Genomic DNA, 26,668 nt, shown 5'->3' on the forward strand with positions numbered 1-26,668 from the left:
CGTTCTCAGTAGCGCTGGAGCGGATCGTGGTCGGACATCGCGAAGCAGGCGCTGAAGCCCGAGATCATGAGCTGGGTGTTGTCTTCGAGAGCGGCGATCCCCAAAGTCAGGCCGTCCACCCGAAACAGGTCGAGGGCGGCGCCACCGCCGCCGAGCGCGCTGGTCCGCTGCGTCCAGCCCGGTCTGTCCGCCCACTCGGCGGCGATGTCGTCGATCAGCGACGCGGTGTCGGTGTCGGGGGAGATGACGACGGCACTCGCTCCCGGCCAGGTGTAGGTCTTCCCGTCGTCGCAGGGAAGCAGCGAGGCGGTCTGGGGTGAGTCGAGGTCCTCGATCACGACGTCGTCGGGAATCGCTGCGCGCAGCTGCGACTGCGCATCCATGTAGTCGGCCTTGGCGTGCTCGAGGGTCAGCGGCCCATCAGCGGGGAACGGGGTGCACGCGGCGAGTGTCACGAGCAGGAGGCCGGCCGCCGTGGCGGCGATCCCTCGCCTCATCCTCACCACCCCCGTTGATGACGATGGTGGGTCCGCGCGACGCCCCTCGTCATGCCGACAACGCTACGCCGAGTGCGGGGCGGTCGAGGGAAGGTGCCGCACCTGGGTGAAGACGAGAGCGGCGCCGCGACGGCGCGCGTATGCCCTCGGGAGGGATGGCGCAAGGGGCTCGGCGTCGAGACAACCGGGATGAGGCGGTCCGCCGCCGGTAGTAGGGTAGGGGACTGGTCGATATCTCGACATCGAGATTTTCTTGACCCACACACCCCACCGTTCGCCCAGCGAAGGACTCTCTGTGGATCTCTACGAGTACCAGGCCCGCGATCTGTTCGAGAAGTACGAGGTGCCGGTTCTCGCCGGCATCGTCGCCGACACCCCCGAGGAGGCGAAGGCCGCCGCCGAGAAGCTCGGGGGCGTGGTCGTCGTCAAGGCGCAGGTCAAGACCGGAGGCCGCGGCAAGGCCGGCGGTGTCAAGGTCGCCAAGACCCCCGACGAGGCCTACGAGGCCGCCAAGGCCATTCTCGGCCTCGACATCAAGGGCCACGTCGTCAAGCGCGTGATGATCGCCGCCGGCGCCCGCATCGCCCAGGAGTTCTACTTCTCGGTGCTGCTCGACCGCGCCAACCGTTCCTATCTCTCCCTCTGCAGTGTCGAGGGCGGCATGGAGATCGAGCAGCTCGCCGTCGAGAAGCCCGAGGCGCTCGCCCGCGTCGAGGTCGATCCGCTGACCGGCATCGACCACGCCAAGGCCGTCGAGATCGCCCGCGCCGCGAACTTCCCCGACGACCTCGTCGAGCAGGTCGCGAACGTCTTCGTCAATCTCTACGACGTGTACAAGGGCGAGGACGCCACACTGGTCGAGGTCAACCCGCTCGTCCTCACCGAGGAGGGCGACGTCATCGCGCTCGACGGCAAGGTCACGCTCGACGAGAACGCCGAGTTCCGTCACCCCGGCCACGCGCGCCTGGAAGACAAGGACGCCGCCGACCCGCTCGAGGCCAAGGCCAAGGAGAACGACCTCAACTACGTCAAGCTCGACGGCGAGGTCGGTGTCATCGGCAACGGTGCGGGCTTGGTCATGTCGACCCTCGACGTCGTCGCCTACGCCGGGGAGAACCACGGCGGCGTGAAGCCGGCGAACTTCCTCGACATCGGCGGCGGCGCCTCGGCAGAGGTCATGGCCGCGGGCCTGGATGTCATCCTGGGCGACCCTCAGGTCAAGAGCGTGTTCGTGAACGTCTTCGGCGGCATCACCGCGTGCGACGCGGTCGCCAAGGGCATCGTCGGGGCTCTCGCCGAGCTCGGCTCCACTGCCACCAAGCCCCTGGTCGTCCGCATCGACGGCAACCGCGTCGAGGAGGGCCGCCGCATCCTCCAGGAGGCGAACCACCCCCTGGTCACGCTCGCCTCGACCATGGACGAGGGCGCCGACAAGGCCGCCGAACTCGCGAACGCCTGACCCGCAGCATCCGGATAAGGAACAAGAAATGTCGATCTTCCTCACCAAGGACTCCAAGGTCATCGTCCAGGGCATCACCGGCGGCGAAGGCACCAAGCACACCGCTCTCATGCTGAAGGCGGGCACCAACGTCGTGGGTGGCGTCAACGCCCGCAAGGCGGGCGCCACCGTGCTGCACAAGGACAAGGACGGCGCCGACGTCGAGCTTCCCGTCTTCGGGTCGGTGGCCGAGGCCATCGAGAAGACCGGTGCCGACGTCTCGATCGCGTTCGTCCCGGCCGCGTTCACCAAGGCCGCGATGATCGAGGCGATCGACGCCGAGATCCCGCTCCTGGTCGTCATCACCGAGGGCGTGCCCGTGGGCGACTCGGCGGAGGCCTGGGCCTACGCCACGTCCAAGGGCAACAAGACCCGCATCATCGGGCCGAACTGCCCCGGAATCATCACCCCCGATGAGGCGCTGGTCGGCATCACCCCGGCGAACATCACCGGCAAGGGCCCCATCGGCCTGGTGTCGAAGTCGGGCACCCTGACCTACCAGATGATGTTCGAACTGCGTGACATCGGCTTCTCCACCGCCATCGGCATCGGCGGCGACCCGATCATCGGCACGACGCACATCGATGCGCTGGCCGCGTTCGAGGCCGACCCCGAGACGAAGGCGATCGTGATGATCGGTGAGATCGGCGGCGACGCCGAGGAGCGCGCGGCCGACTTCATCAAGGCGAACGTCACCAAGCCCGTCGTCGGCTACGTCGCCGGCTTTACCGCGCCCGAGGGCAAGACCATGGGCCACGCCGGCGCGATCGTGTCGGGCTCGGCCGGAACAGCGCAGGCGAAGAAGGAAGCGCTCGAAGCCGCGGGCGTCAAGGTCGGCAAGACCCCGTCCGAGACTGCGGCCCTCATGCGCGAAATCGTCGAGGGGCTCTGAGTCCGGTGCCGCTGAAGGGCGAGTACAAGCCCAGCACGTCGCAGTGGGCGCGCGAGCAGGCCGAGCAGTACGAGGCCTCGGGCGGAACCGAGGCCAATCTGCTGCGGGGTGTGCCGATCATCGTGCTGACCACGGTCGGCGCGAAGAGCGGTGGCCTGCGTAAGACGGCGCTCATGCGCGTCGAGCACGAGGGCCGCTACGCGGTCGTCGCCTCGAAGGGCGGCGCTCCCGAAGAGCCCGCGTGGGCGGCGAACATGCGCGCGCACGCGCACGTGGAACTGCAGGACGGCGCGGTCAAGCGCGATTACCTGGCGCGCGAGCTCTCGGGCGACGAGTACGCCCAATGGTGGAACCGCTCGGCCGAGGTGTGGCCGGACTACAACGAGTATCAGAAGAAGACCGACCGCAAGATCGCACTCTTCGTCCTCGAGCCGTTCGAGCCGTCCTCGGAGTAATCCCCGAGAATCCCGGGAGGACGCCGCGCCGCGCCGTGGTCGGGCCGGATCGCCGGTCTACGATCAGGCCGTGAGGTCGGAGATCGCCCTGGTGATGGCGTGCATCGGCGCGCTCGGTGCGGCGGCGGGGATCGGTCTCGCGGCCGCGGTCGCTATTCCGCCGAGCCTGGCGAACCTCGGTGCCACGGTGTACGAGACGCCGACCGAGGTCACGATCGCCGACGCCTCGGTGAGTCTCACCGCGCCGGCGGGCTGGGTCGTCCGCCGCCCGCCGTTCGACGGCGACGAGCTGACCCTCACCAGCCCCGACGGGCGACTCGAAATCGCGGTCACCGAGCTGAGCGGGGGCTTCGACACCGCCTACGCCGACCTCGTCCGCGGAGGCGACGCCGAGGGGGCCGAGGCCGTGACCGAGACCCTGTCGTCGGGTTCGCGCACCCGGCACACCGAGCTCCTCGACGAAGAAGGCGGCGTCGTCCTGGCGGCCGTCGGCGATGAGCGCGGTCCGGTCAGCGCGGGGATCGTCGCGCGCGTCAGCGACGCGAGCGTGGGCGATTACCGCTACGCGATCGCCGAGGTGCTCGACACCGTCCGGGTGCCCTCGTGAATCGGCGCCCGAGGCGGCATAAGGCGTCGCAGGGCCCGCGGGACCGCCGCCGCACGCTTCCCGTCGTCCTGATCGGCGCCCTCGCTCTCGTCGCGTGCGCACCGGCGACGGATGCCGCCTGGCGGCCGGCCGCCTTCCCCGCCGCCCGGGTAGCGGTGACGGAGTTCCCCGCCGCCATCGATCCCGCCACGGTGCCGGCGCTTCGACCGATGCGCATCCGCAACGACGAGGTGGGGGTTCAGGCCCGGGTCGCGCTGCTGCCCGGCCGCACGCCGCTGAACGACCGTGTCGTCGGCGCGGTGCGCGAGGCGATCGGGGCCCGCGAAGCGGCCACCGGCGTCGCCTACGCACCCCAGGTGCAGTCGCGCGGCGCGGGACTCGGCGAGCGGATGTGCATCGCCGGATCGACCCGGCTGCCGGCCGCCGAACTGCTCACCGACCCGCGTCTCGGCCCGGCGAACGGGTCGGGCACCGCGGTGGCCTGCGACATCGTCGCCGCCGCCGGGCCCTACCTCGGTGTGCGGGTGCGGACGGTCTCAGGCGATGCGACGGCGATCGGGGGCGATACCTCGATCACGCTCTACACCGATCTCCGCTCCGGCGAGACCGTGTCGGCCGACGCGCTGTGGACCTCCGAGGCGGGGCCCGCGCTGTGGGGAGACATCGTCGAGGCACTCCGGCGCGACGCGGGCGCGCTCAGCCTCGCTCCGGTGCAACCGCCCGACGAGGCCGGCCTCGCCGTCATCGGCGCGGCGCTCGCCCGTTCCGTCCCCGCCGGGGACGCCGTCGTCGTCGAGGTGCCGGCCGGGTTCAGCCCGCTCGAACTGCAGGCGCTCGGTATCGCCGCGACGACCGAGCCGATGCCGGTCGCCGTTCCCGTCGAGGTCGCGACGCCGTATCTCACGCCGTTCGGAGCGGGACTCGTCGGCGCCGTGGCATCCGCTCTTCCCTACGAAGCCCCGGCGATCATCCCCGCCGGTGCCGACGCGATCGACTGCGAACTCGTACCGTGCGTGGCCCTGACCTATGACGACGGCCCGTCGGAGTACACCTCCGGCATCCTCCACGAGCTGGGTGCCCGCGGGGCGGCGGCCACGTTCTACGTTCTGGGCGAGAAGGCCCGGGGCTGGGCCGACACCCTGCGCCGCATGCGCGACGAGGGCCACGAGATCGCCAACCATTCGTGGAATCACCCGAGCCTGCCCTCCCTCACCGATGAGCAGGTCGCCGCGCAGCTGCGTGACACGAGCGCGGCCATCCAGAACGTGGTGGGGACCCGCCCGACGAACTTCCGTCCGCCCTACGGCGAGTACAACCAGAATGTCCTGCGGATCGCGGGGCTTCCGGCGATCCTGTGGGACGTCGACACGTTCGACTACCAGCGACCCGAGGTCGACACGCTCATCTCCCGGGCCGTCGATGCTCCCCGTCCGGGCTCCATCGTGCTGATGCACGACATCCACCCGGGAACCGCGGCCGCCGCCGCCGCCACCTACGACGGCCTGCTTGATCGCGGGTTCTCGCTGGTGACGGTCACGCAGATCTTCGAGGGCGACGTACCGGCCTCGGGGGCGTGGACCTCGGGGCGGTGACCTGCGGCACCGACCCGCAGTACGCCGCGGACGTCAGGCTCCCAGCAGCGTCTCGATCGGGCCGCGGGCGAAGTAGACGACGAACCCCGCCGACACGACCCACAACAGCGGACTGATCTCCCGTGCTTTCCCGGCGAAGACACGCACGATCACCCAGGAGACGAAGCCCGCGCCGATGCCGTTGGCGATCGAGTAGGTCAGGGGCATCACCGTCACGGCGAGGAACACCGGAAGCAGCACCGAGAAGTCGCTGAAGTCGATCGCCCGGATCTGCGACATCATCAGTGCGCCGACGATCACCAGCGCCGCCGCGGCCACCTCGGTCGGCACGATCGACACCAACGGCGTGAAGAACATGGCGACGAGGAAGAGGCCACCGGTGACGAGGTTGGCCAGGCCCGTGCGGGCTCCCTCGCCGATGCCGGCGCCGGACTCGATGAAGACGGTGTTGGACGACCCGGAGGTGTACCCGCCCGCGACCGCGCCGACGCCCTCGACGATCAGCGCCGAGCGCAACCGCGGGAAGTTCCCCTGCGCGTCGGACAGGCCGGCCTCCTTCGCCAGGCCCGTGAGGGTGCCCATGGCGTCGAAGAAGTTCGTGAAGACCAGGGTGAAGACGAGCATGAGGGCGGCGAGGATGCCGATGCGGGCGAACGCGCCGAAGAGATCGACCTGACCGACCAGCGCGAGATCGGGCAGGCTCACCCACTGCGCGGGGAGCTCGGGCACCGACAGCCCCCAACCGCCCGGAGTGTCGACGGCCGAGCCGAGGTTCCACACCGCTTCGACGATCACCGCCAGCACGGTGCCGCTGACCAGTCCGATGAGGATGCCGCCCCGCACCCGTCGTGCCATGAGGATGCCCGTGAGCAGCAGCGTGAAGACGAACACCAGCGTCGGGACCGTCCCGATCGAGCCTTCCACTCCGAGCCCGACCGGGGGCGAGCCGACACCGGTGGCGGTGACGAACCCGGCGTTGACGAACCCGATGAAGGCGATGAACAGACCGATGCCGACCGTGATGGCGAGCTTCAGCTGCAGGGGCACGGCGTCGAAGATCATGCGGCGCAGGCCCGTCGCGGCCAGGAGCACGATGATGAGGCCGTTGATGATCACCAGGCCCATCGCCTCGGGCCAGGTGACCTCTCCGACGACGGAGACGGCGAGGAACGAGTTGATGCCGAGGCCCGCGGCGAACCCGAACGGCAGCCGGGCGACCAGGCCGAACAGGATCGTCATCACGCCCGCCGTCAGTCCCGTCACGGCGGAGAGCTGAGCGAAGTCCAGGCTGTTGCCGTCGACGTCGACACCGCTGGAGAGGATGATCGGGTTCAGGATGACGATGTAGGCCATCGTCACGAACGTGACCACCCCGCCGCGCACCTCGGCGGCGACCGACGAGCCCCGTTTCGTGATCTCGAAGAACCGGTCGAGCCGGTTCTTCGGGGTGCCGTCGTCGTGCCGGCTCGATGTCGCGGCGCCGATCGTCGGCGCGTCAGATGTGTTGCTCACTGAGACCTCCCCCTCGACGTTAGCGGGTTCCGGCGACGCCGATCGGTAGGGTCGTTGAGGCATGCAACGCTTCGTGGTCGCTCTTCTCGCCGCCGTCGACGCCGCAATCGCGGCGGCGATCGGCCTTGCGCTGATCCTCGCGCCGGCGACGCTGCTGTGGGTGTTCGGGTTCGGCACCGACGCCGACTGGTCGGCGCTGTGGGCCGCGACCGCGTCCGTGTGGCAGCTCGGCCATCTCGTGCCGCTGGACATCACGCTCCCACCGATCTACCTCACCGCCGCCGGCATCGACGAGGCCGCGGCATCCTTCTCGCTCTCGCTCCCGCCGCTCGCGCTGGCGGCCCTCACCGCGGCCCTCGCCGCGCGCACGGGAGTGCGGGCATCACGGTCGGAGGCGTGGGAGAGCGGGCTCATCGGCGGGATCGTCGTCTTCACGGCGCTCGCCGCGGGCATCGCGCTCACCGGCGTCAACCCGCTCGCCGCCGCACCGCTCGGGGTCGCGATCGCCCTGCCGGCCCTCGTCTTCGCGATTCCGGCGACCCTCGCCGCGCTCATCACCGAGTGGCGCGAGGCCGACGTCGGACTCATCGCCCGCGCCCGCGACGCCCTCGAGCACCGGATCGGCGAGTCGGGTCTCGCGGCGGTGTCGGAGACCACGCGCGGCGTGGGGATCGTCGTCACCGGGTTCATAGGCGCGGGTGCGGCCCTCCTCACCGTGGCGCTCGTCGCCCACGGCCCGCAGGTGGTCGCGCTGTCGCAGGCCGGCAACGTCGACGTGCTCGGGGCGAGCGTCATCGCACTCGGCCAGCTCGCCTATCTGCCGACCCTGGTCATCTGGGCGGCTTCCTTCATCGCCGGCCCCGGCTTCGCCGTCGGCGCGGCGACCACGGTCGCCCCGGCCGGGACGCAGGTGGGCGTTCTACCGCCGGTGCCGCTTCTGGGCGTCATCCCCGAATCGACCACCTCGTGGCTCCTCCTGCTCGCGCTCGTACCGGTCGCTCTCGGAGCGCTCGCCGGATGGATGGTGCGTTCCCGCCTGGTCGCCGACCACCCGCGTGCGATCGCCGACGGGTGGGGCCTGCGGGCGACGATCGCCGGCGCGATCGCCGTGCTGTCGGGGGGCGCCGCGGCGCTCCTCGCGCAGCTCGCCGGCGGTTCGATCGGGCCGGGGGCGCTCGCGCAGGTGGGCCCGGCGCCCGGCGCGGTCGGTCTGGCCGTCGGCGTCGAGGTGCTCGTCGGGTCGGCGATCCTGCTTGCGCTGCCGTCGGGGCGGGAACGCGGCGACGACGATGTCGAGGGGTGGCGGGTGTGGGAGCCGCAGCCGCCGGCCGAGTCCGAGGCTTCGCCCACGGACGCCGCGCAGCACATACCTCCCGTCGGCGGCGCACCGAGCGGCGAGCCCCCCGAGAACCCCGACCAGACCGACACCCAGCCGCTCTTCCCGCACCCCCGGCGCGGCGGGGGCTCGCCGCTAGACTAGGCCGGTGCTCACCGTCGCGGTCCTCATCTCGGGCGCGGGGTCCAATCTCCGGGCGCTCCTCGAGGCCGCGGCCGAATCCGACTATCCGGCGCGCATCATCGCCGTCGGTGCCGATCGTGAGGCCGACGGATTCGCGCATGCCGAGACCTTCGGTGTGCCGACCCTCCTCGTGCCGTGGCGCGGCGCCGCCGAGCGCGAGGCGTGGGGAGCCGAACTCGATGCGCAGCTGCGCGTCTGGAACCCCGACCTCATCGTGCTGAGCGGGCTCATGCGGCTCCTCCCCGCCGCCTTCGTGGAGTCGTGGAGCCCCCGCATCATCAACACCCATCCGGCGTACCTTCCCGAGTTCCCGGGAGCGCACGCGGTGCGCGACGCCCTCGCCGCCGGCGCGACCGAGACCGGCGCGAGCGTCATCCTCGTCGACACCGGCGTCGACACCGGTCCGATCCTCGCCCAGGAGCGCGTGCCGATCCGTCCGGATGACGACGAGCACCGCCTCCACGAGCGCATCAAGCCCGTCGAGCGACGCCTCATGATCGACGTGGTCCGCCGGATCGCGACCGGCGACCTCGACCTCGCGCGCGCCGCGGCTTCCGGGACGCCGGCGTCACCGACATCCGCTCCCGCCTGACCCCTCGCATCGAAACCCCGCTCGCCTCGAGAAGGAGACCCATGGCCGGCCCGAGTCACGACCCGTCCCTGTACCGCGACCGCGATGTCGTGCCGATCCGCCGCGCTCTGGTGTCGGTGAGCGACAAGACCGATCTGCTGCCGCTGGCCGAGGCACTCGCCTCGTCCGGCGTCGAGATCGTCTCGACAGGGTCGACGGCGGCGACGATCCGCGACGCCGGATTCCCGGTCACCGACGTCTCGTCCGTGACCGGCTTCCCCGAGTCGCTCGACGGACGTGTGAAGACCCTGCACCCGGCTGTGCACGCGGGGCTCCTCGCCGATCTGCGGCTGGAGGACCACGAGCGTCAGCTCGCCGAGCTCGGCATCGGCGCCTTCGAGCTCGTCGTGGTCAACCTCTATCCGTTCGTTCAGACCGTCGCCTCCGGCGCCGAGGGCGACACGGTCGTCGAGCAGATCGACATCGGTGGTCCCGCGATGGTGCGCGCGTCGGCCAAGAACCACGCCAATGTCGCCATCGTCGTCTCTCCCGAGTCGTATCCCGCGATCATCGAGGCTGTCCGCGGCGGCGGCACCACTCTGACCCAGCGGCGCGAGCTCGCCGCCCGCGCGTTCGCGCACACCGCGTCGTACGACACCGCGGTGGCGGCCTGGTTCGCCGAGGGGACGCTCGCCGAGGAAGACCTCCCGGCGCACTTGACGATCAAGGCCGAGCGTCTGGCGACCCTCCGCTACGGCGAGAATGCGCATCAGCGCGCGGCGATCTACACCCGGGTCGGTGGACACGGCATCGCCCAGGCCACGCAGCTGCAGGGCAAGGAGATGTCGTACAACAACTACGTCGACGCCGATGCGGCCCTGCGCGCGGCGTTCGACATGGTCAAGCCCGCGGTGGCGATCATCAAGCACGCCAACCCGTGCGGCATCGCCGTCACGGCGCCGAACGCCCTCGATCCGATCGCATCGGCGCACCTGCGGGCACACGAGTGCGACCCGGTGTCGGCCTTCGGCGGCGTCATCGCAGCGAACCGGACCGTCACGCTGAAGATGGCCGAGAACCTGCGTGACATCTTCACCGAGGTCATCGTCGCGCCCGACTTCGAGCCGGAGGCGCTGGAGGTGTTCCGGCTGAAGAAGAACCTGCGCATCCTGCAGCTGCCCGCCGACTGGCGGCAGGAGCGGATGGACGTGCGTCTCGTCTCGGGCGGCCTGCTGCTGCAGGACGCCGACCGGTTCCCCGACGACATCGAGTCGGTCGCGAAGGACTGGCAGCTGGTGTCGGGCGACCGGCCCGCGGAAGACGAGATGACGAACCTCATCTTCGCCTGGAAGGCGTGCCGCGCGGTGAAGTCGAACGCCATCGTGCTGGCGAAGAACTCCGCCACCGTCGGCATCGGCATGGGGCAGGTCAACCGGGTCGACTCCTGCCGTCTCGCCGTCGAGCGGGCGGGTGAGCGTGTGACCGGCTCGGTCGCGGCATCCGATGCCTTCTTCCCCTTCGCCGACGGGCCGCGGGTGCTCATCGACGCCGGCGTCTCGGCGATCGTGCAGCCCGGCGGATCGGTGCGCGACGACGAGGTCATCGCCGCTGCGCGCGACGCCGGAGTGACGATGTTCTTCACCGGGGAGCGGCACTTCTTCCACTGAGCGCGCGGCGGCGCCTCTCAGGAGGCCGTCGGGCGACCGTACTCCTCGAGGAAGCGGAGCCACACCTCGCTCACCGTCGGATACGACGGCACCGCATGCCACAGCCGCGAGAGCGGCACCTCGCCGACGACGGCGATCGTGGCGGAGTGGAGGAGTTCGGCGACATCCGGGCCGACGAAGGTCGCTCCCACGAGCACCTCGCGCTCGGTGTCGATGATCGCGCGCGCTCGCCCGACGTAGTCGTCCGACACCGTCGATGCCCCCGCGACCCAGGACAGGTCGTAGTCGATGACCCGCACGGTCAGGCCCGCCTTCTCGGCGGCGGAGGCGGTGAGTCCGACCGACGCGACCTCGGGGTCGGTGAAGGTCACCTGCGGCACGGCGGCGTGATCGGCCGTCGCGACGTGGACGCCCCAGGGCGCGTCGTCGACCGCAGCGCCCTTCGCGCGGGCGGCGATGACGTCGCCGGCGGCGCGCGCCTGGTACTTCCCCTGATGGGTGAGGAGGGCGCGGTGATTGACGTCGCCGACGGCGTAGAGCCAGTCGGTGCCGCGCACGAGCATCGTGTCGTCGACGTCGAGCCAGGAGCCGGCCTCGAGCTCGACGCTCTCCAGACCCAGGTCGGTGGTGCGCGGGACGCGGCCGGTGGCGACCAGCACGCGCTCGGCCGCGACCTCGGATCCGTCCGACAGCTCCAGGACGGCGAGCCCGTCGTCGGCGGCGCGGGCGCGCGTGACCTCGACGTTCGTCCGCACGTCGACCCCGAGCCCGCGAAGCGCCTCCTCGACCATCTCTCCCGCGAACGGCTCGGCGCCGCCGAGCAGCCCCGAACGAGCCACCAGCGTCACTTCTGTGCCGAAACCGGCGTGCGCGGTCGCCATCTCGGCGCCCACGACCCCGCCACCGAGGATCGTCAGGGATGCGGGAGGATGCTGCACCGCGGTCGCATCGCGACTCGTCCACGGTTCGACCTCGCGCAGCCCCGGGATGTCGGGAAGAAGCGCCGCCGAACCGGTGCAGACGGCCACCGCGTGTCGCGCGATGAGGATCGTGTCGATGCCCTCGTCGTCGGTCACCACGACGCGCTTCTCGCCGTCCAGGCGCGCGTGACCGCGGACGAGGTCGATCTTGGCCTTCTGGAGCCACTGCACCTGCGAGTCGTCGTTCCGCTCGTGGGTGATGCGGTCGCGGCGGCGCAGCACCGCGGACACGTCGAGGTCTGCCGTCACCGCCTGCTTCGCGCCATCCACTGCCTTCGCCGCCCGCAGCGCCGCAGCACTTCGCAGCAGAGCCTTGGACGGCATGCACGCCCAGTACGAGCACTCGCCGCCGACGAGCTCGGCTTCGACGATGGCGGTCTTCATGCCCCCCTGCACCGCGCGGTCGGCGACGTTCTCGCCCACCGCCCCGGCGCCGATGACCACGACGTCGTACTCACGGGTGATGTCCATGGACCCGACCCTAACGCCGCGCACCCGCGCGCGGCGAGGTTGCGGGTCCTCCCCTCGAGCCACGGGCGTCGGAGATTCGCGCGTAGTTCGGAGCGTCCAGCGCGTTCACCCCGAAGATCGCCGCATTCTCCGAAGTTCGGGAGGAGTGCGGCCAAGGCGGGCAGGAGGGGTCGGCCAGGCGGCGAGGAGGGGCGCTGGGCGGAGGGGAGCCGCGCGGAGGGGTTGCGCGCAGGACTAAACCGCTTTAGGGTTGCACTTAACCGGTTTAGAACCCGGTTCACGACACGAAGAGGTGACGGATGACGCAGCACGCCCGCCCCACCATCGCCGACGTCGCACGACGTGCGGGGGTCAGCAAGGGCCTCGTCTCGTTCGCCCTCAACGGTCGTGCCGGAGTCGCCCCCGACACGCGGGACCGCATCCTCTCCGCCGCCGCCGAGCTCGGCTGGAGCCCGAACCTCCGTGCCCGCTCCCTCAGCGTCGGCCGCGCCTTCGCCTGCGGCCTGGTGATCGGGCGCAGCCCCGATGTCATCGCCGCCGATCCGTTCTTCCCCTCGTTCATCGCCGGAGTCGAGGACGAGTTCTCGGTGTCGGGCCAGGTCCTCGTGCTCGCCGCGGCGACTCCTGGCCGTCAGGAGGCCGAGACCTACCGGGGCCTCGCCGCCGACCGACGCGTGGACGGCGTCATCCTCTCCGACCTCCGCGCCGGTGACGAGCGCATCGCGCTCATCAGCGAGCTCGGTCTTGCCGCCGTGACCCTCGGTGTCCCCGACGTGGCGAGCCCCTTCACCTCGATCTCGGTCGACGACGGCGCAGGCATCCGCCTCGCCGTCGACCACCTCGCCGACCTGGGGCACACCGACATCGCCCATGCGGCCGGTCCCTTCTCGATGCTCCACGGCCGGCACCGTGCGGCGGCGTTCGAAGACGCGGCGGCGGCCCGCGGCATCCGCTCCCGCACCGTCGAGACCGACTTCAGCGCGGCAGACGGCGCCCGCGTCACGGAAGAGCTGCTGGATGCCGCCACGCCGCCGACCGCGATCGTGTACTCCAACGACAACATGGCCATCGCCGGCCTGGGGGTCGCCCAGCGGCGAGGCCTCGACGTGCCGCGCGACCTGTCGATCACCGGCTTCGACGACATCGAGATCGGTCGTCACGTCCACCCCGCCATCACGAGCGTCTCCACCGACGCCCGCGGATGGGGCGCGGCGGCGGCGCAGGCGCTGCTCGAAGCCATCGCCGGCGCCGAGGCCGGCGCGATCGACCTCCCCGACCCCCGGCTCGTCGTGCGCGCCTCCACCGGCGCGCCGCGCGGCTGACACCACCCGCGGGCACCGCCCGCACGCACAAGGAGATGAACATGCGACGACGCATCATTCCCGTGGCGGGAGCCGCCGCGGCCATCCTCGCCCTGAGCGCCTGCAGCGGCGGCAGCGGCGGCGGCGGCGCCGGCGGCATGGACAGCCGCGGCGACATCACGATCTGGTACTCCAACAACGAAGCCGAGATCGCCTGGGCCGAGCAGATGGTCGAGGCGTGGAACGCCGAGAACGCCGACGAGCAGATCACCGCTCAGGAGATCCCCGCCGGGTCGTCCAGCGAAGAGGTCATCAGCGCGGCCATCACCGCCGGCAACGCCCCCTGCCTGATCTTCAACACCTCGCCCGCGGCGGTGCCGGAGTTCCAGCGCCAGGGAGGGCTGGTCGACCTCACCGAGTTCGAAGACGGCGAGGACTACATCACCGAGCGCTCGGGCGACCTCGCAGAGCAGTACCGCTCGGAGGACGGCGGCTTCTACCAGATGCCGTGGAAGAGCAACCCCGTGATGATCTTCTACAACAAGGCGCTCTTCGCCGAGGCCGGACTCGACCCTGAGAACCCGTCCCTGTCGACCTACGACGAGTTCCTCGAGACGTCCCGCACCCTCAGCGAGGCGGGCGTGGCCGAGTACGCCATCAACCCCGCACCGACGAGCGAGTTCTTCCAGTCGTGGTTCGACTTCTACCCGCTCTATGCCGCAGAAACCGGTGGTACCCAGTTGGTCGAGGACGGGGCCGCGACCTTCGACAGCCCCGAGGGCGAAGCGGTCGCCGACTTCTGGCGCACCCTCTACGCCGAGGGCTTGGCCGGCCAGGAGCAGTACCAGGGCGACGCGTTCGCGGACGGCTACGCCGCCATGGCGATCGTCGGCCCGTGGGCCATCTCGGTCTACGGCGACACCGTGGAGTGGGGCTCGGTTCCGGTCCCGACGTCCGGTGGCACCGCGCCCGACGAGACCTGGACCTTCAGCGACGCCAAGAACGTCGGCCTCTTCACCGCCTGTGAGAACAAGGGCACCGCGTGGGACGTGCTGAAGTTCGCCACCAGCGAGGAGCAGGACGGACTGTGGCTCGAGGCCACGGGCCAGATGCCGCTGCGCCAGGACCTCACCGGCACCTACCCCGACTACTTCGCGGCGAACCCCGCCTACGAGCAGTTCGGCGACCAGGCCTCGCGCACCGTCGAGGTGCCGAACGTGCCGAACTCGGTCGAGATCTGGCAGACGTTCCGCGACGGATACTCCGAGGCGGTGATCTTCGGCGAGGGTGAGATCCCCGCGTTCCTCTCCGGCACCGCGACCGAGGTCGACGACCTGGCGGCGGGAGACTGAGATGACCGTCTCCACCGGCACTCCCGGTCAGGGCGCCGACGCGCGCTTTGACCGGGAGGCGCCCGGACGGGACGGCGCACGAGGGTCTGAGCGACCGAAGGGGATGCTGCGCCGCATCCTGGGTTCGCATCCGCTGGGCCTCGTCTTCGCCGCGCCGTATCTGATCTTCATCGGCGTCGTCTTCGCGTACCCGATCGTGTTCGCGGTGTGGATGTCGTTCCACGATTACTTCTTCGCCGCGCCCGGGGCGGTCGTGGACCGCCCGTTCGTCGGGTTCGACAACTACGTCACGGTGCTGAGCGACCCCGACGTCTGGCGCTCGTTCGGCAACGTGGGGATCTTCCTCGTCATCAACGTGCCGCTGACGGTGGCGTTGTCGATGCTGCTCGCCACGGCGCTGGATCGCGTCGCGCGGGCGAAGACCTTCTTCCGCGTCGCCTACTACGTCCCCTACGTCACCGCGTCGGTGGCCGTGGTCGCGGTGTGGCTGTTCCTCTTCTCGGGTAACGGCCTGGTCAACAACATCCTCGGCCCGCTCGCGCCCGACCCGTCATGGCTGATCAACTCTGCGCTGGCGATGCCGACCATCGCCCTGTTCGTCACGTGGAAGGGACTGGGGTTCTACATCCTGCTCTACCTCGCGGCGCTGCAGAACGTGCCCCGCGAGCTCTACGAGTCGGTGTCGATGGACGGCGGCGGCCGCATCCGGCAGTTCTTCTCCGTCACGGTGCCGAGCGTGCGCCCGGCCACCCTCCTCGTGGTGCTGCTGGCGACCATCACCGGGGCGAACCTCTTCACCGAGCCCTACCTGCTCACCGGCGGGGGCGGACCCAACGGCGCGTCCACCTCCCCGGTGCTCCTGATCTACCAGCGCGGCATCGAGCAGGGGAACCCCGACATCGCCGCGGCGATCGGGGTCATCCTCATCATCTTCGTGCTGGTCATCGCGGCGCTCCAGCGCCGCTTCGTGGGAGGGGAGGACCGATGAAACGCGCACTCGGCAGTTCCGCCGCGATGTACGTCGTGCTCAGCCTCGGCGCGCTGGCGTTCCTCTTCCCCTTCTACTACATGGTGATCGGGTCGCTGCAGACGACGGTCGATCCGTCGCCAAGTGGAGCATTCCCCGACCCCGGCAACCTCACGCTCGACAACTACGGCGCCATCAACGCGCGGATCGACCTGCTGCAGGGCCTGGCGAACTCGGGCATCTTCACCGGCGGTGTGATCCTCGGCACCGTGGTGTTCGGCGTGCTCGCCGGGTACGCCCTGGCGGTGCTGCACTGGCGGGGGAGGAGCGCCACCTTCTCGCTCGTGCTGCTGGTGCAGGTCATCCCGTTCCAGCTGCTGATGATCCCGCTCTACGTGATGATCGCCCGGGATTACGGGCTCGCCGACTCCTACGCCGGCATGATCCTGCCGTTCTTCATCAACTCCACCGCCATCATCATCTTCCGTCAGTACTTCCTGCAGCTTCCCAAAGAGCTCTTCGACGCCGCCCGCATCGACGGCGCCGGTGAGCTGCGGCTGCTGTGGAACGTCGCGCTGCCGCTCGTGCGCCCGGCGCTCCTGACGGTGGTGCTGCTGACCTTCATCGGCCCGTGGAACGAGTTCCTCTGGCCCTTCCTCATCACCAAGGAGGCCTCCATGCAACCCCTCGCGGTGTCGCTGGCGAACTTCCTGTCGAACATCGCTGCGTCCACCGCCAACCCGTTCGGCGCGACCCTCGCGGGCGCCGTCGTCCTGGCCGCGCCCGCCGTCGCGCTGTTCCTCGTCTTCCAGCGCTACTTCACCAGCAACGACCTCGGATCCGGAGTGAAAGGATGACCATGACATCCCCCCTGACCACCGTTCCCTATCGGATGACCCGCGTCGGCGTCGTGATGACACCGACCCCCGGCGACCCGCAGGAGGCCGAGGGGGTGCTGAACCCCGCCTCGGGTCGCAGCCCGGACGGCACCCTCTACCTCCTGCCCCGGCTCGTCGCCGAGGGCAACGTCTCACGGGTCGGCCTCGCCCGCGTCGTGCTCGACGACGGCGTGCCGGCGGGAGTCGAGCGCGAGGGTGTCGTGCTCGAGCCCGACCGCGGGTGGGAGCGGGGAGCCGACAACGCCGGCGTCGAAGACCCCAGGGTCACCTGGATCGAGACCCTCGGGCTGCACGTGATGACCTATGTCGCCTACGGTCCGCTCGGGCCCCGGACCGCGCTCGCGGTCTCGCCCGACCTCCGTCAGTGGCGCCGCCTGGGTCCCGCGCTGTTCCGGTACGACGACGCGCTCGACATGGACCTGAACCTGTTCCACAACAAAGACACCGTGTTCTTCCCCGAGCCGGTGTCCGCACCCGACGGCACGCTCAGCCTCGCCGTGCTCCACCGCCCCATGTGGGATCTCGGTGAGACCAGGCCCGGCCAGGGCGTGCGGGTGCCCGCCGGTGTCACCGACGAGCGCCAGTCGATCTGGATCAGCTACGTCCCCCTCGATGCGGTGCGCGAAGACATCGCGAACCTCGTGCTGTGGGAGCAGCACCGCTTCGTCGCGGGGCCGGAGTTCGCGTTCGAGGAGGTCAAGATCGGCGGCGGCCCGCCGCCGCTGCGCGTGCCCGAGGGGTGGCTGGTGCTCCACCACGGGGTGACGGGCGTCATCGACAACGCCTTCTCCCAGCAGCAGAAGGTCAACTACGCCGCCGGGGCGCTGCTGCTCGACGCCGACGACCCCAGCCGGGTCATCGCCCGCACCCCCGAGCCGCTCCTGCGGCCCGAGACCGACGACGAGCGCAGCGGCATCGTGCCGAACGTCGTCTTCCCCACCGCGATCGAGGAGATCGACGGACGCCATTTCGTCTTCTACGGCATGGCCGACTCCAAGATCGGCGTCGCGCTGCTGGAGCGCACCGACGCACCGACGCACTGACCGACTGAGAAGGAGAAGCACATGAACACGCACGCACGACGAGGTGCGCGCTGGGCCGTCGCCGGCGCCGCCGTGGTGGCGTTGACCGTGGGGCTCGTGAGCCCCGCGGCAGCCTCCGCGCCGGCTCCGTCCGGGGTCGCGCCCGCGGCATCCGTCCCCTCCGCGCCGCTGACGAACCTCGCGCACCTGGACTTCCTGCTCGACCAGGCGACCCCGCCCGCGGACGTCGAAGGGCACACCACCTACAGGCTGGCCGAGGAGCCCGCCCTGACCTTCCCCTGGACCTACGCCGACGCCCGGGGCGGCGGCACGTTCGAGCGGGTCGGCGGCGGGCCCCTCGACCCCGAGACCGGGTACTGGGGGCAGGGGGCGTACAACGCCGACGACATCTCCCGCGCCGCGGTGGTCTACCTCCGGCACTTCGAGCAGACGGGCGACGAGGCGAGCGCCGACAAGGCCTACGAGCTTCTGCGGGGGCTCACCTACATGCAGACCGTGACCGGCCCGAACGCCGGGAACGTCGTGCTGTGGATGCAGCCCGACGGCACCCTGAACCCCTCGGCCGAGCCGATCGAGCTCCCCGACCCGTCGGACTCGGGCGCCAGCTACTGGCTGGCCCGCACGATCTGGGCGCTCGGCGAGGGCTACGCCGCCTTCGCCGACGTCGACCCCGCGTTCGCGTCCTTCCTCGACGAGCGGCTCGATCTCGCTCTCCAGGCCCTCGACCGGCAGGTGCTCTCGCGCTACGGCGAGTGGACCGAATCCGACGGACTGCGCGTTCCGGCGTGGCTGATCGTCGACGGAGCGGATGCCTCGGCCGAGGCCGTGATCGGACTCGCGGCGCGGGTGGCCGCCGGACCCGACGCGCCCGCGGCGCGCGACGCGCTGGCGAAGCTCGCCGAGGGCATCGCGGCGATGTCGGCCGGTGACGAGAAGTCGTGGCCGTACGGCGCGGTGCTCCCGTGGGCGCAGTCGCGGAGCATGTGGCACGCGTGGGCGTCGCAGATGCCGGCGGCTCTCGCTGTGGCATCCGACGTCCTCGACGACCCGTCGCTGCTCGAACCCGCCGTGGCCGACACCGCCGTCTTCACCCCGACGCTGCTGACCGCCGGCGGGGCGGACAACGGCTGGTTCCCCAGCCCCACCGACCGGGTGCAGATCGCGTACGGTGTCGACTCGCGCGTGCAGTCGCTGCTGTCGGTGGCGGATGCCACGGGCTCTGCCGGTCTCGAGGGTCTCGCGGGCCTGCAGGCGGCGTGGTACTTCGGTGCGAACCGGGCGGGGGAGCCGATGTACGACGCCGCGACCGGTGTCACCTACGACGGGCTCCAGCCCGACGGCTCCATCAACCGCAACAGCGGTGCAGAAAGTGCCATCCACGGCCTGCTGACGATGCTCGCCCTCGATGCGCACCCCGCCGTCGCGGCGCGCGCCACGGCGCTGACGACCGTCAGCGTGCAGGACGGGCTGCGTGTCGTCGAAGCCGAGGCCGCCGTGACCACCGACGGCACCGTCACCACCCCCGAGTCGTGGACGGGCGAGTCGAGCTGGTCGGGTGACGCCCTGACGCTCGCCTCGGGGGAGGAGGCGACCTGGGATGTCGGTCCCGCAGACACGCGGCGCTGGCTCGAGCCGGTCGTGTGGTCCGACCCCGGCGAGACGTCGAGGTCGACCTGGCGGTCGGGCGGGCAGCTCACGGTGACAGGACCCGCGCAGGGCATCTCGCCGACAGCGGGCGTGCTGCTGCCGTATGCGTTGACCGCCCCGCTGTCGGCGAACCGTGACGAGGTCAGCGTGAAAGCCCTCAGCGGTGAGCTGATGCTCGACGCGATCCTCGTGCGCCCGTGGCTGTCGCGACTCGTGCTCGAGGGAGACGGTGCGCGCACCGAGCTCGTGCAGTCGACCGCGACCGGCACGCAGCGAGCGACCCTCGGCGCCGACGGGGTCGAGTCGACGATCCGCGTCTTCGACGAGACCGGAGAGCTCGTGCGCACCACCTCGGTGACGGGCGAGACGCGCGTCGTCGTCCCGCGCGGGGGGTTCGCGCTCGCCGAGGGCTGAGTCCGGAACACACACGGGGGTGGGTGCCAGGGGCACCCACCCCCGTGTCCGATTTCCGCCGGAACCTGTCCCCCGAGCGTGACAGGCTGGGGTCATGACGACTCCTGAGACGGCGCCTCCGCCGGTGCAGGGCACGCCCCGCGAGATGGGCTTCGCCGAACGCTACCGGGTCATCCAGTCGCGCGACCGGCGCTTCGACGGGCAGTTCGTCACCGCGGTGCGCTCGACGGGTATCTACTGCCGGCCGAGCTGCCCCGCCCGCACACCCAAAGAGCAGAACGTCACCTTCTTCGCCACCTCGGCCGCCGCGCACGAAGCCGGCTATCGCGCGTGCAAACGCTGCCTGCCCGAAGCGGCACCCGGATCTCCCGCCTGGGACATCCGCGGCGACCTCGCCGCCCGTGCCATGCGACTCATCATCGACGGCGTCGTCGATCGCGAGGGAGTGCCCGGCCTCGCCCGGCGACTCGGCTACTCCGCGCGCCATCTGACCCGTCTGCTGACCGCCGAACTCGGCGCGGGCCCCCTCGCCCTCGCTCGGGCGCAACGCGCCCACACCGCGCGCACCCTCCTCGTCGGCACCGACCTGTCCTCGGCGGATGTCGCCTTCGCCGCGGGCTTCTCCAGCGTCCGCCAGTTCACCGACACGATCAGCGAGGTGTTCGGGATGCCGCCGCGCGACCTCCGCGCCAGGCGCCAGGCCACCCCGGGGTCAGTCGTCGTGCCCGGGACGAGCGACCCCGCCCCCGGAACGATCGATCTCGCCCTCGCGCTCCGCGGGCCCATCGACACCGCGGGACTGTTCGGCTGGATGCGCGCGCACGCCGTTCCGGGCGTCGAGCGCGGCGACGCGGCCTCGTTCGCGCGGGTCGTGCGGCTGCCCGCCGGACCCGCCTGGTTCGAGGTGCGCGAGGAGGGTGGCCGGCTGCGCCTGCGCGCCCGGCCGTCGTCGCTGAACGACCTGAGCACCCTCATCGCCCGGGTGCGGCGGCTGTTCGACCTCGACGCCGACCCGCTGGCGGTCGACGAGGCGCTGTCGATCCACCCCGAGCTCCGTGCTGCAGTGGCCGAGATCCCGGGTGTGCGCGTACCCGGGGCGATCGATGCCGATGAGATGCTTCTGCGCGCGATGATCGGCCAGCAGATCAGCGTCGCCGCGGCGCGCACGATGCAGGGGCGGCTCGCCGCGGCCCTCGGCACCGACGTCGAGACCCCCGGGGGATCGATGACGCTCTTTCCCGATCCGCAGGTGATCGCCGAGCGTGGCCACGAGGTGCTGCGGGGACCGGCGGCGCGCGTGCGGTCGGTCATCGCCGTCGCCGCGGCGCTGGCCCAGGGCACCCTCGCGCTCGGCCCGGGCGACGACAGGGCCGAACAGCGCCTCCGACTGCTCGCCCTCCCGGGCGTCGGCCCGTGGACGGCCGACTACGTGCGCATGCGCGTGCTGGGAGATCCCGATGTGCTGCTGCCCGGCGACGTCGCCGCCCGCACCGGGGCAGCAGCCCTCGGCCTCCCCGCCGACCCCCGCACCTTCACGGCGTGGGCCGAGCGCACCGCGCCCTGGCGCAGCTACGCGATGGCCCACTTCTGGTACGCGGCACCCGTGACGCGAGCCTGGCGCGCCGATGCCGCCGAGACCCCGCGGACCACCACGACCCCCGCGAGCGCGGGCAGCCGTATGGCCGACCCCGCGCCCGACGCTTCACCCGCGCCACCTGTCGCCCTGCGCCCCGCCGATCACGCATCCGTCACCGCACCGACCCGCCGGAGGACCGCCTCATGAGCACCGCGATCATCCAGACCCTCGACACTCCCGACGGCGCCTTCACGATCCTCGAGCGCGAGGGTCTCGTCGAGGCGTCGGGGTGGACCGCCGACCACGCCGCGCTCCTCGCGCGCCTCGCCGCGGCCCGCCGCCCCGACGCGGTCGTCGAGGGCGACACCGAGGCGGCCGCTGCGGTGGCCGCCTACTATGCCGGCGACGCGACGGCCATCGACGCCGTCCCGGTCCGCCAGCACGGCACGGCCCTGCAGCGAGCCGGATGGGAGGCGCTCCGCGGCATCTCACCGGGTCAGCCGCTCACCTACACGGCGTTCGCCGCCCGGCTCGGCAACCCTCGCGCCGTCCGCGTCGCGGCCTCGATCTGCGCGCGCAATGCGCCGGCGCTCTTCGTCCCGTGCCACCGCGTGCTCCGCTCCGACGGCACCCTCGGGGGATTCGCGTGGGGACTCGAGGTCAAACGCTCACTCCTCGATCGCGAAAGCCGGTTCGCCCTGTCGCGAACTGCCTCTTGATCACAGCCTCTTCCCAGGTTTAGTCTGGAGGGCTGTCGCGACCGCGGCGGCTTCGGATCACCCCACACCCTGGAGGATGCCATGTATCAGGTCGACCACGTCGCGAAGATCGCCGCCGTCCTCCCCGCGGCGCGGTAGCTCGCAGCTTTCGGGTTCTCTTCCGGCATAACCGCCGCGCTCCGAGCGTTTTCGTTCGAGCAGCGCTTCTTTCCGCGTCTCGCCACGAGTGAGCGCTTCTCCGCCACGTCCCACCAAGGATCATGACTTCCTCCGCTCCGCCCGCGTCATCCGCGAAAGCCCACCTGTCCACCGCCCGCGCACTCGCGCGGCTGCTGCCGTTCGTCCGTCCCGTGCTCCCGCGCCTCGCCCTCGGCGCCGGCAGCGCGCTCATCGCCAGCCTCCTCGCCCTGGCCATCCCGCTCGTCCTCGAGGCGATCATCCAGGGGCCGATCAACTCCGGTGACATCGGCCTCATCGGCTGGGGCGCCGCCGCCATCCTCGGGCTCGGCATCGCCGAGGCGGCGATGGTGTATCTGCGTCGCTGGTTCGTGCTCGCCCCCGCCACGATGGTTGAGTACGAGCTGCGTCAGACGTTCTACTCCCGCCTGCAGCGTCTTCCGGTCTCGTTCCACGATCGCTGGCAGTCGGGACAGCTGCTCAGCCGGATGATGCAGGACATCAGCACGCTTCGCCGGTGGATGGCCTTCGGCCTCGTGCTGCTCGTGGTGAACGTGCTGACGATCGTCGTCGGCACCGCGCTGCTCTTCCGCTGGCACTGGCTCCTGGGCACCGTGTTCCTCGTGGTGTCGGCGCCGCTGTGGTACGCCGGCTACCGGTTCGAGAAGGCGTACGGCACGCTGGCCCGCCAGAGTCAGGACCAGGCGGGCGACCTCGCGACGTCCGTGGAGGAGAGCGTCCACGGCATCCGGGTGCTGAAGGCCTTCGGTCGAGGCAAGCACGCCCTCCAGAAGTTCGCCCGCCAGGCCGAAACCCTCCGCCAGACAGAGCTGCGCAAGGCCCGCGCTGTCGGGTGGATCTGGTTCTGGCTGGTGATCCTGCCCGACATCGCCTTCGCGCTGTGCCTGGGCACCGGCATCTACCTCGCCGCGACCGGTCAGCTCGAGGTCGACGCGCTCATCGCGTTCTTCGCCATGACCACCGTGCTGCGCTGGCCGATGGAGTCGATCGGGTTCCTCTTCTCCTTCACCCTCGACGCGCGGACGGCGACCGACCGCATCTTCGAGGTCTTCGACGAGGAGAACACGATCACCGATCCCGCCCGGCCGGTGCAGCTGTCGAACGTGCGCGGTCAGCTCGCCTTCGAAGACGCCCACTTCCGCTACCAGGACGCCGGCGCCCACGAAGCCGATCTGCTCAACGGCATCGACCTCGTGCTCGAGCCGGGGGAGACGATGGCGCTCGTGGGGCTGACCGGAAGCGGCAAGACCACACTCACCACCCTGCCGACGCGTCTCTACGACGTCACCGCCGGGCGGGTCACCCTCGATGGGACGGATGTCCGCGACCTGACCCTGAAGGAGCTCCGCCGTCACATCGGCATGGCCTTCGAAGACGCGACGCTGTTCTCGCAGACCGTCCGCGAGAACATCCTCCTGGGGCGCGAAGACCTCGAGCCGGGCTCGGAGGAAGCCGATCGCATCCTGCACGAGGCGCTCGGGGTCGCGCAGGCGAGCTTCGTCTACGACCTCCCCGACGGCGTCGACACGGTCATCGGCGAAGAGGGGCTGAGCCTCTCGGGCGGCCAGCGTCAACGTCTCGCACTCGCGCGGGCGGTGGCGGCCCGACCCAGCGTGCTGGTGCTGGACGACCCGCTGTCGGCGCTCGACGTCGACACCGAAGCGCTCGTCGAAGACGCGCTCCGCGTCGTGCTGAAGGACACCACCGCCCTGGTGGTGGCGCACCGCCCCTCGACCGTCATGCTCGCCGACCGCGTCGCGCTCCTGGAAGCGGGGCGTGTCACCGCGGTGGGCCGCCATTCCGACCTGCTGCGGGAGAGTGAGCACTACCGGCACGTCATCTCCAGCCTCGAGCTCGCCGAGCGCGAGGCGCGTGACCCGTCGCATGTGCTCGAGGCCTCGGCCGAAGACCGCGAAGAACCCTTCGACGCCCTCGAGAAGGAGGTGACCCGATGAGCTCGGCCACCGTCACCGGAACCAGCGGCGAAGACCGCTCCGACTACACCCGGGAAGAGAGCCGCGCCATCCGGCGCCGCTCGCTCCGGCTGCTCGGGTCGCTGATCGCGCCCGTGCGCTGGCAGCTGGTGCTCGCCGCCGCGGTGCTCGTCGTCTCCACGGCGCTGCGCGTCGCCGGCCCCGCGCTCATCGGATTCGGCATCAACAACGCCCTGCCCGCCGTGGTGGACCGCAACGACTGGATGCCCACCATCGTCGTCGTGGGCCTCTACCTCGTCAGCGGCATCGGCGGAGCCGCCCTCATCGGATGGTACGTGGTCGTCGCCGCACGATTGACCCAGGCGGTCATGCTCGACCTGCGCAAGCGCATCTTCCTGCACACCCAGAAGCTGAGCCTGGAGTTCCACGAGTCCTACACGTCGGGCCGCATCATCTCGCGGCAGACGAGCGACCTCGACACCATCCGCGAACTCCTCGACGGCGGGCTCAACGAGCTCGTCTCCGGCATCCTCTTCGGTCTGTTCACCCTCATCGCGCTGCTGCTCGTGGACTGGCAGTCCGGCGTCATCCTCATCATCATGGGGATCCCGCTCTTCCTCCTCATGCGCTGGTTCTACAAGCGCTCGCAGATGGTCTACCGCCAGTCGCGGGTGGTGAGCGCGTCGGTGATCGTGAAGTTCGTGGAGTCGATGACGGGCATCCGCGCCGTCAAGGCCTTCCGACGCGAGGAGCGCAACGACAAGGAGTTCGGCGACCTCGCCCTCAGCTACCGCGACGTCAACATCCGCTCCATCCGCCTGTTCGGAACGTTCGAACCGGGCCTGATGGCGGTCGCCTCGGTCGCCATCGCGATGGTGGTGCTCTGGGGCGGCATCCGGGTGTCGACCGGAGCGCTCGGGCTCGGATTCCTGCTGTCGGCGGTGCTGTACGTGCGGAACTTCTTCTCGCCGCTGCAGGAGGTGGCGTTCTTCCTGAACTCCTACCAGTCCGCCGTCGCGGCGCTGGAGAAGGTGTCGGGCGTGCTGGAAGAGCAGCCGACCGTTCCTGACCCCAAGCGCCCGGTCGACCTGTGGTCGGCGCGCGGGCACGTGCGGTTCGACGGCGTCACCTTCGGATACGGGGATGACCGCGTCATCCTGCCCGACTTCACCCTCGACATCCCTGCGGGCCAGACGATCGCGCTCGTCGGCACGACCGGGGCGGGGAAGTCGACGCTGGCGAAGCTCGTCTCGCGGTTCTACGACCCGACGATCGGATCGGTCTCGCTCGACGGTGTGGATCTGCGCAACCTGCACCCGAAAGACCTGCGGCGCGCGATCGTCATGGTCACGCAGGAGGCGTACCTGTTCAGCGGGACGGTCGCAGACAACATCGCCCTCGGCAAGCCCGACGCCACCATGGACCAGATCCGTGCCGCGGCGCGGGCGGTCGGCGCGGAGGCCTTCATCGAGAAGCTGCCCGACGGGTACGACACCGACGTGAACAAGCGCGGCGGCCGGGTCTCGGCGGGGCAGCGTCAGCTGATCTCGTTCGCCCGTGCCTTCCTCGCCGACCCCGCGGTGCTGATCCTCGACGAGGCGACGGCGTCGCTCGACATCCCGAGCGAACGCGCGATCCAGGAGGCGCTGCAGACCCTGCTCGCCGATCGGACGGCGATCATCATCGCCCACCGCCTGTCGACCGTCGCGATCGCCGACCGGGTGCTGGTGATGGAGCACGGCCGCATCATCGAGGACGACACCCCCGACGCGCTCATCAGCGGCGACGGCAAGTTCGCCCAGCTGCATCGGGCGTGGCGGCAGTCCCTGGTCTGACGCGCGGCTAGAGGGAGACCTCGGCGATGACCTCGCCGTACTCGGTCTCACCGACGGGCGTGAAACCGACCCGGCGGAAGAAGGCCTCGGGGCCGCCTTCGCCGGCCTCGTAAATCACGTTGACCGAGCTCATACCGCGCGAGCGGGCCTCGGCGAGCAGCTGCTCCACCGCGAACCGCCCGACACCGCGGCCCTGATCGTCGGCGTCGACGTTGATGCGCCAGAGCACGGAGCGGAAGTACTCCTGGGGGAAATCGGGGTCGAAGTTGGCGCTGACGAAGCCGACCACCTCGTCGCCGTCGAGCACCACCCGCTGCCACGACGTCTGCGGGTTGACCACGGTCGCGGCGATCCCGTAACTCACCGGCGAGAGGAACTCCTCCTGGCCGGGCTTCAGGGACATGTTGTTGACCGCGACGATCGTGGACGCGGACAGTTCCTCGAGGCGAAGTTCGGCCATACCCGACAGGCTAGCGAGAAAGGTCTCGTCACGCGCGCCGAGGTCGCTCGATGACACCCGAG

The 26,668-nt window shown here is 70.7% G+C and carries 22 protein-coding genes; 18 read left to right on the plus strand and 4 right to left on the minus strand.

Annotated features, from left to right (window positions below; translation table 11 throughout):
* Positions 1-5 precede the first annotated feature (5 nt).
* Entirely contained in the window at positions 6-497 is a 492-nt protein-coding gene (locus FBY40_RS06725) for a hypothetical protein (RefSeq protein ID WP_141937433.1), read from the minus strand.
* 295 nt (positions 498-792) lie between these two features.
* Between FBY40_RS06725 and sucC the strand changes: the two genes are divergently transcribed.
* The 5 genes from sucC to FBY40_RS06750 all read left to right on the plus strand — a co-directional run bounded on the left by sucC (position 793) and on the right by FBY40_RS06750 (position 5,541).
* Positions 793-1,956 carry an ADP-forming succinate--CoA ligase subunit beta gene (gene sucC, locus FBY40_RS06730; RefSeq protein WP_141937435.1) on the plus strand — a complete coding sequence of 388 codons (1,164 nt, stop codon included), beginning with the start codon at positions 793-795 and terminating at the stop codon, positions 1,954-1,956.
* 28 nt (positions 1,957-1,984) lie between these two features.
* Positions 1,985-2,887 (plus strand): succinate--CoA ligase subunit alpha, encoded by a 903-nt coding sequence (sucD, locus tag FBY40_RS06735; RefSeq protein WP_141937438.1) that lies wholly within the window; start codon positions 1,985-1,987, stop codon positions 2,885-2,887.
* A gap of 5 nt (positions 2,888-2,892) precedes the next feature.
* Positions 2,893-3,342, plus strand: a complete 450-nt coding sequence (locus FBY40_RS06740) for a nitroreductase family deazaflavin-dependent oxidoreductase (RefSeq protein WP_141937440.1) — start codon at positions 2,893-2,895, stop codon at positions 3,340-3,342.
* Positions 3,343-3,412: 70 nt separating this feature from the next.
* On the plus strand, positions 3,413-3,949 hold the full coding sequence (locus FBY40_RS06745) for a hypothetical protein (RefSeq protein ID WP_141937442.1): 537 nt from the start codon (positions 3,413-3,415) through the stop codon (positions 3,947-3,949).
* Positions 3,946-5,541 carry a polysaccharide deacetylase family protein gene (locus tag FBY40_RS06750; protein WP_141937444.1) on the plus strand — a complete coding sequence of 532 codons (1,596 nt, stop codon included), beginning with the start codon at positions 3,946-3,948 and terminating at the stop codon, positions 5,539-5,541. The genes FBY40_RS06745 and FBY40_RS06750 overlap by 4 nt, the downstream gene beginning before the upstream one ends.
* A gap of 33 nt (positions 5,542-5,574) precedes the next feature.
* On the opposite strand, the gene FBY40_RS06755 is transcribed toward FBY40_RS06750, so the two are convergent.
* Positions 5,575-7,053, minus strand: coding sequence for an NCS2 family permease (locus FBY40_RS06755; RefSeq protein ID WP_442922856.1), 1,479 nt, complete (start codon positions 7,051-7,053; stop codon positions 5,575-5,577).
* A gap of 61 nt (positions 7,054-7,114) precedes the next feature.
* Between FBY40_RS06755 and FBY40_RS06760 the strand changes: the two genes are divergently transcribed.
* Genes FBY40_RS06760 through purH form a run of 3 tightly spaced genes read left to right on the plus strand, consistent with a single transcriptional unit; the run spans position 7,115 to position 10,810 of the window.
* Complete coding sequence (locus FBY40_RS06760; RefSeq protein ID WP_200829942.1) at positions 7,115-8,533, plus strand: cell division protein PerM; 1,419 nt, start codon at positions 7,115-7,117, stop codon at positions 8,531-8,533.
* A 4-nt stretch (positions 8,534-8,537) separates the two neighbouring features.
* Entirely contained in the window at positions 8,538-9,164 is a 627-nt protein-coding gene (purN, locus tag FBY40_RS06765) for a phosphoribosylglycinamide formyltransferase (RefSeq protein ID WP_141937447.1), read from the plus strand.
* 41 nt (positions 9,165-9,205) lie between these two features.
* Positions 9,206-10,810 carry a bifunctional phosphoribosylaminoimidazolecarboxamide formyltransferase/IMP cyclohydrolase gene (gene purH / locus FBY40_RS06770; protein WP_141937449.1) on the plus strand — a complete coding sequence of 535 codons (1,605 nt, stop codon included), beginning with the start codon at positions 9,206-9,208 and terminating at the stop codon, positions 10,808-10,810.
* A gap of 17 nt (positions 10,811-10,827) precedes the next feature.
* On the opposite strand, the gene FBY40_RS06775 is transcribed toward purH, so the two are convergent.
* On the minus strand, positions 10,828-12,261 hold the full coding sequence (locus tag FBY40_RS06775; protein ID WP_141937451.1) for a dihydrolipoyl dehydrogenase family protein: 1,434 nt from the start codon (positions 12,259-12,261) through the stop codon (positions 10,828-10,830).
* A 299-nt stretch (positions 12,262-12,560) separates the two neighbouring features.
* Here FBY40_RS06775 and FBY40_RS06780 point away from each other — a divergent pair, with 299 nt between their 5' ends.
* The 10 genes from FBY40_RS06780 to FBY40_RS06825 all read left to right on the plus strand — a co-directional run bounded on the left by FBY40_RS06780 (position 12,561) and on the right by FBY40_RS06825 (position 26,146).
* Positions 12,561-13,583, plus strand: a complete 1,023-nt coding sequence (locus tag FBY40_RS06780; RefSeq protein WP_141937453.1) for a LacI family DNA-binding transcriptional regulator — start codon at positions 12,561-12,563, stop codon at positions 13,581-13,583.
* Between the two features lie 41 nt (positions 13,584-13,624).
* Positions 13,625-14,914, plus strand: a complete 1,290-nt coding sequence (locus tag FBY40_RS06785) for an extracellular solute-binding protein (protein WP_141937455.1) — start codon at positions 13,625-13,627, stop codon at positions 14,912-14,914.
* A gap of 1 nt (position 14,915) precedes the next feature.
* Positions 14,916-15,902 carry a carbohydrate ABC transporter permease gene (locus FBY40_RS06790; RefSeq protein ID WP_141937457.1) on the plus strand — a complete coding sequence of 329 codons (987 nt, stop codon included), beginning with the start codon at positions 14,916-14,918 and terminating at the stop codon, positions 15,900-15,902.
* Positions 15,899-16,738: a carbohydrate ABC transporter permease gene (locus tag FBY40_RS06795; protein WP_141937459.1), complete on the plus strand. Its 840-nt coding sequence runs from the start codon at positions 15,899-15,901 to the stop codon at positions 16,736-16,738. The genes FBY40_RS06790 and FBY40_RS06795 overlap by 4 nt, the downstream gene beginning before the upstream one ends.
* Positions 16,735-17,823, plus strand: a complete 1,089-nt coding sequence (locus FBY40_RS06800) for a glycoside hydrolase family 130 protein (protein WP_442922857.1) — start codon at positions 16,735-16,737, stop codon at positions 17,821-17,823. The genes FBY40_RS06795 and FBY40_RS06800 overlap by 4 nt, the downstream gene beginning before the upstream one ends.
* Positions 17,824-17,844: 21 nt before the next feature.
* A complete protein-coding gene (locus FBY40_RS06805) occupies positions 17,845-19,884 on the plus strand; it encodes a hypothetical protein (RefSeq protein ID WP_141937463.1) in 2,040 nt (679 codons plus the stop codon).
* 94 nt (positions 19,885-19,978) lie between these two features.
* Entirely contained in the window at positions 19,979-21,667 is a 1,689-nt protein-coding gene (locus FBY40_RS06810; protein WP_235014647.1) for a DNA-3-methyladenine glycosylase 2 family protein, read from the plus strand.
* On the plus strand, positions 21,664-22,179 hold the full coding sequence (locus FBY40_RS06815; protein WP_141937464.1) for a methylated-DNA--[protein]-cysteine S-methyltransferase: 516 nt from the start codon (positions 21,664-21,666) through the stop codon (positions 22,177-22,179). The genes FBY40_RS06810 and FBY40_RS06815 overlap by 4 nt, the downstream gene beginning before the upstream one ends.
* 260 nt (positions 22,180-22,439) lie before the next feature.
* On the plus strand, positions 22,440-24,332 hold the full coding sequence (locus FBY40_RS06820) for an ABC transporter ATP-binding protein (RefSeq protein ID WP_141937467.1): 1,893 nt from the start codon (positions 22,440-22,442) through the stop codon (positions 24,330-24,332).
* Positions 24,329-26,146, plus strand: coding sequence for an ABC transporter ATP-binding protein (locus tag FBY40_RS06825; RefSeq protein WP_141937468.1), 1,818 nt, complete (start codon positions 24,329-24,331; stop codon positions 26,144-26,146). The genes FBY40_RS06820 and FBY40_RS06825 overlap by 4 nt, the downstream gene beginning before the upstream one ends.
* Positions 26,147-26,153: 7 nt before the next feature.
* Here the strand turns inward: FBY40_RS06825 and FBY40_RS06830 are convergent, their stop codons facing one another.
* Complete coding sequence (locus FBY40_RS06830; protein ID WP_141937470.1) at positions 26,154-26,606, minus strand: GNAT family N-acetyltransferase; 453 nt, start codon at positions 26,604-26,606, stop codon at positions 26,154-26,156.
* Between the last annotated feature and the right edge of the window lie 62 nt (positions 26,607-26,668).

This window comes from Microbacterium sp. SLBN-154, from assembly GCF_006715565.1.
GTDB lineage: Bacteria > Actinomycetota > Actinomycetes > Actinomycetales > Microbacteriaceae > Microbacterium.

Excerpts from the sequence above, each read along its gene's own strand:
- FBY40_RS06725 (WP_141937433.1), bottom strand. The coding sequence starts at position 497 with ATGAGGCGAGGGATCGCCGCCACGGCGGCCGGCCTCCTGCTCGTGACA.
- sucD (WP_141937438.1), top strand. The coding sequence starts at position 1,985 with ATGTCGATCTTCCTCACCAAGGACTCCAAGGTCATCGTCCAGGGCATC.
- FBY40_RS06760 (WP_200829942.1), top strand. The coding sequence starts at position 7,115 with ATGCAACGCTTCGTGGTCGCTCTTCTCGCCGCCGTCGACGCCGCAATC.
- purH (WP_141937449.1), top strand. The coding sequence starts at position 9,206 with ATGGCCGGCCCGAGTCACGACCCGTCCCTGTACCGCGACCGCGATGTC.
- FBY40_RS06775 (WP_141937451.1), bottom strand. The coding sequence starts at position 12,261 with ATGGACATCACCCGTGAGTACGACGTCGTGGTCATCGGCGCCGGGGCG.
- FBY40_RS06780 (WP_141937453.1), top strand. The coding sequence starts at position 12,561 with ATGACGCAGCACGCCCGCCCCACCATCGCCGACGTCGCACGACGTGCG.
- FBY40_RS06785 (WP_141937455.1), top strand. The coding sequence starts at position 13,625 with ATGCGACGACGCATCATTCCCGTGGCGGGAGCCGCCGCGGCCATCCTC.
- FBY40_RS06790 (WP_141937457.1), top strand. The coding sequence starts at position 14,916 with ATGACCGTCTCCACCGGCACTCCCGGTCAGGGCGCCGACGCGCGCTTT.
- FBY40_RS06795 (WP_141937459.1), top strand. The coding sequence starts at position 15,899 with ATGAAACGCGCACTCGGCAGTTCCGCCGCGATGTACGTCGTGCTCAGC.
- FBY40_RS06800 (WP_442922857.1), top strand. The coding sequence starts at position 16,735 with ATGACCATGACATCCCCCCTGACCACCGTTCCCTATCGGATGACCCGC.
- FBY40_RS06805 (WP_141937463.1), top strand. The coding sequence starts at position 17,845 with ATGAACACGCACGCACGACGAGGTGCGCGCTGGGCCGTCGCCGGCGCC.
- FBY40_RS06810 (WP_235014647.1), top strand. The coding sequence starts at position 19,979 with ATGACGACTCCTGAGACGGCGCCTCCGCCGGTGCAGGGCACGCCCCGC.
- FBY40_RS06815 (WP_141937464.1), top strand. The coding sequence starts at position 21,664 with ATGAGCACCGCGATCATCCAGACCCTCGACACTCCCGACGGCGCCTTC.
- FBY40_RS06820 (WP_141937467.1), top strand. The coding sequence starts at position 22,440 with ATGACTTCCTCCGCTCCGCCCGCGTCATCCGCGAAAGCCCACCTGTCC.
- FBY40_RS06825 (WP_141937468.1), top strand. The coding sequence starts at position 24,329 with ATGAGCTCGGCCACCGTCACCGGAACCAGCGGCGAAGACCGCTCCGAC.
- FBY40_RS06830 (WP_141937470.1), bottom strand. The coding sequence starts at position 26,606 with ATGGCCGAACTTCGCCTCGAGGAACTGTCCGCGTCCACGATCGTCGCG.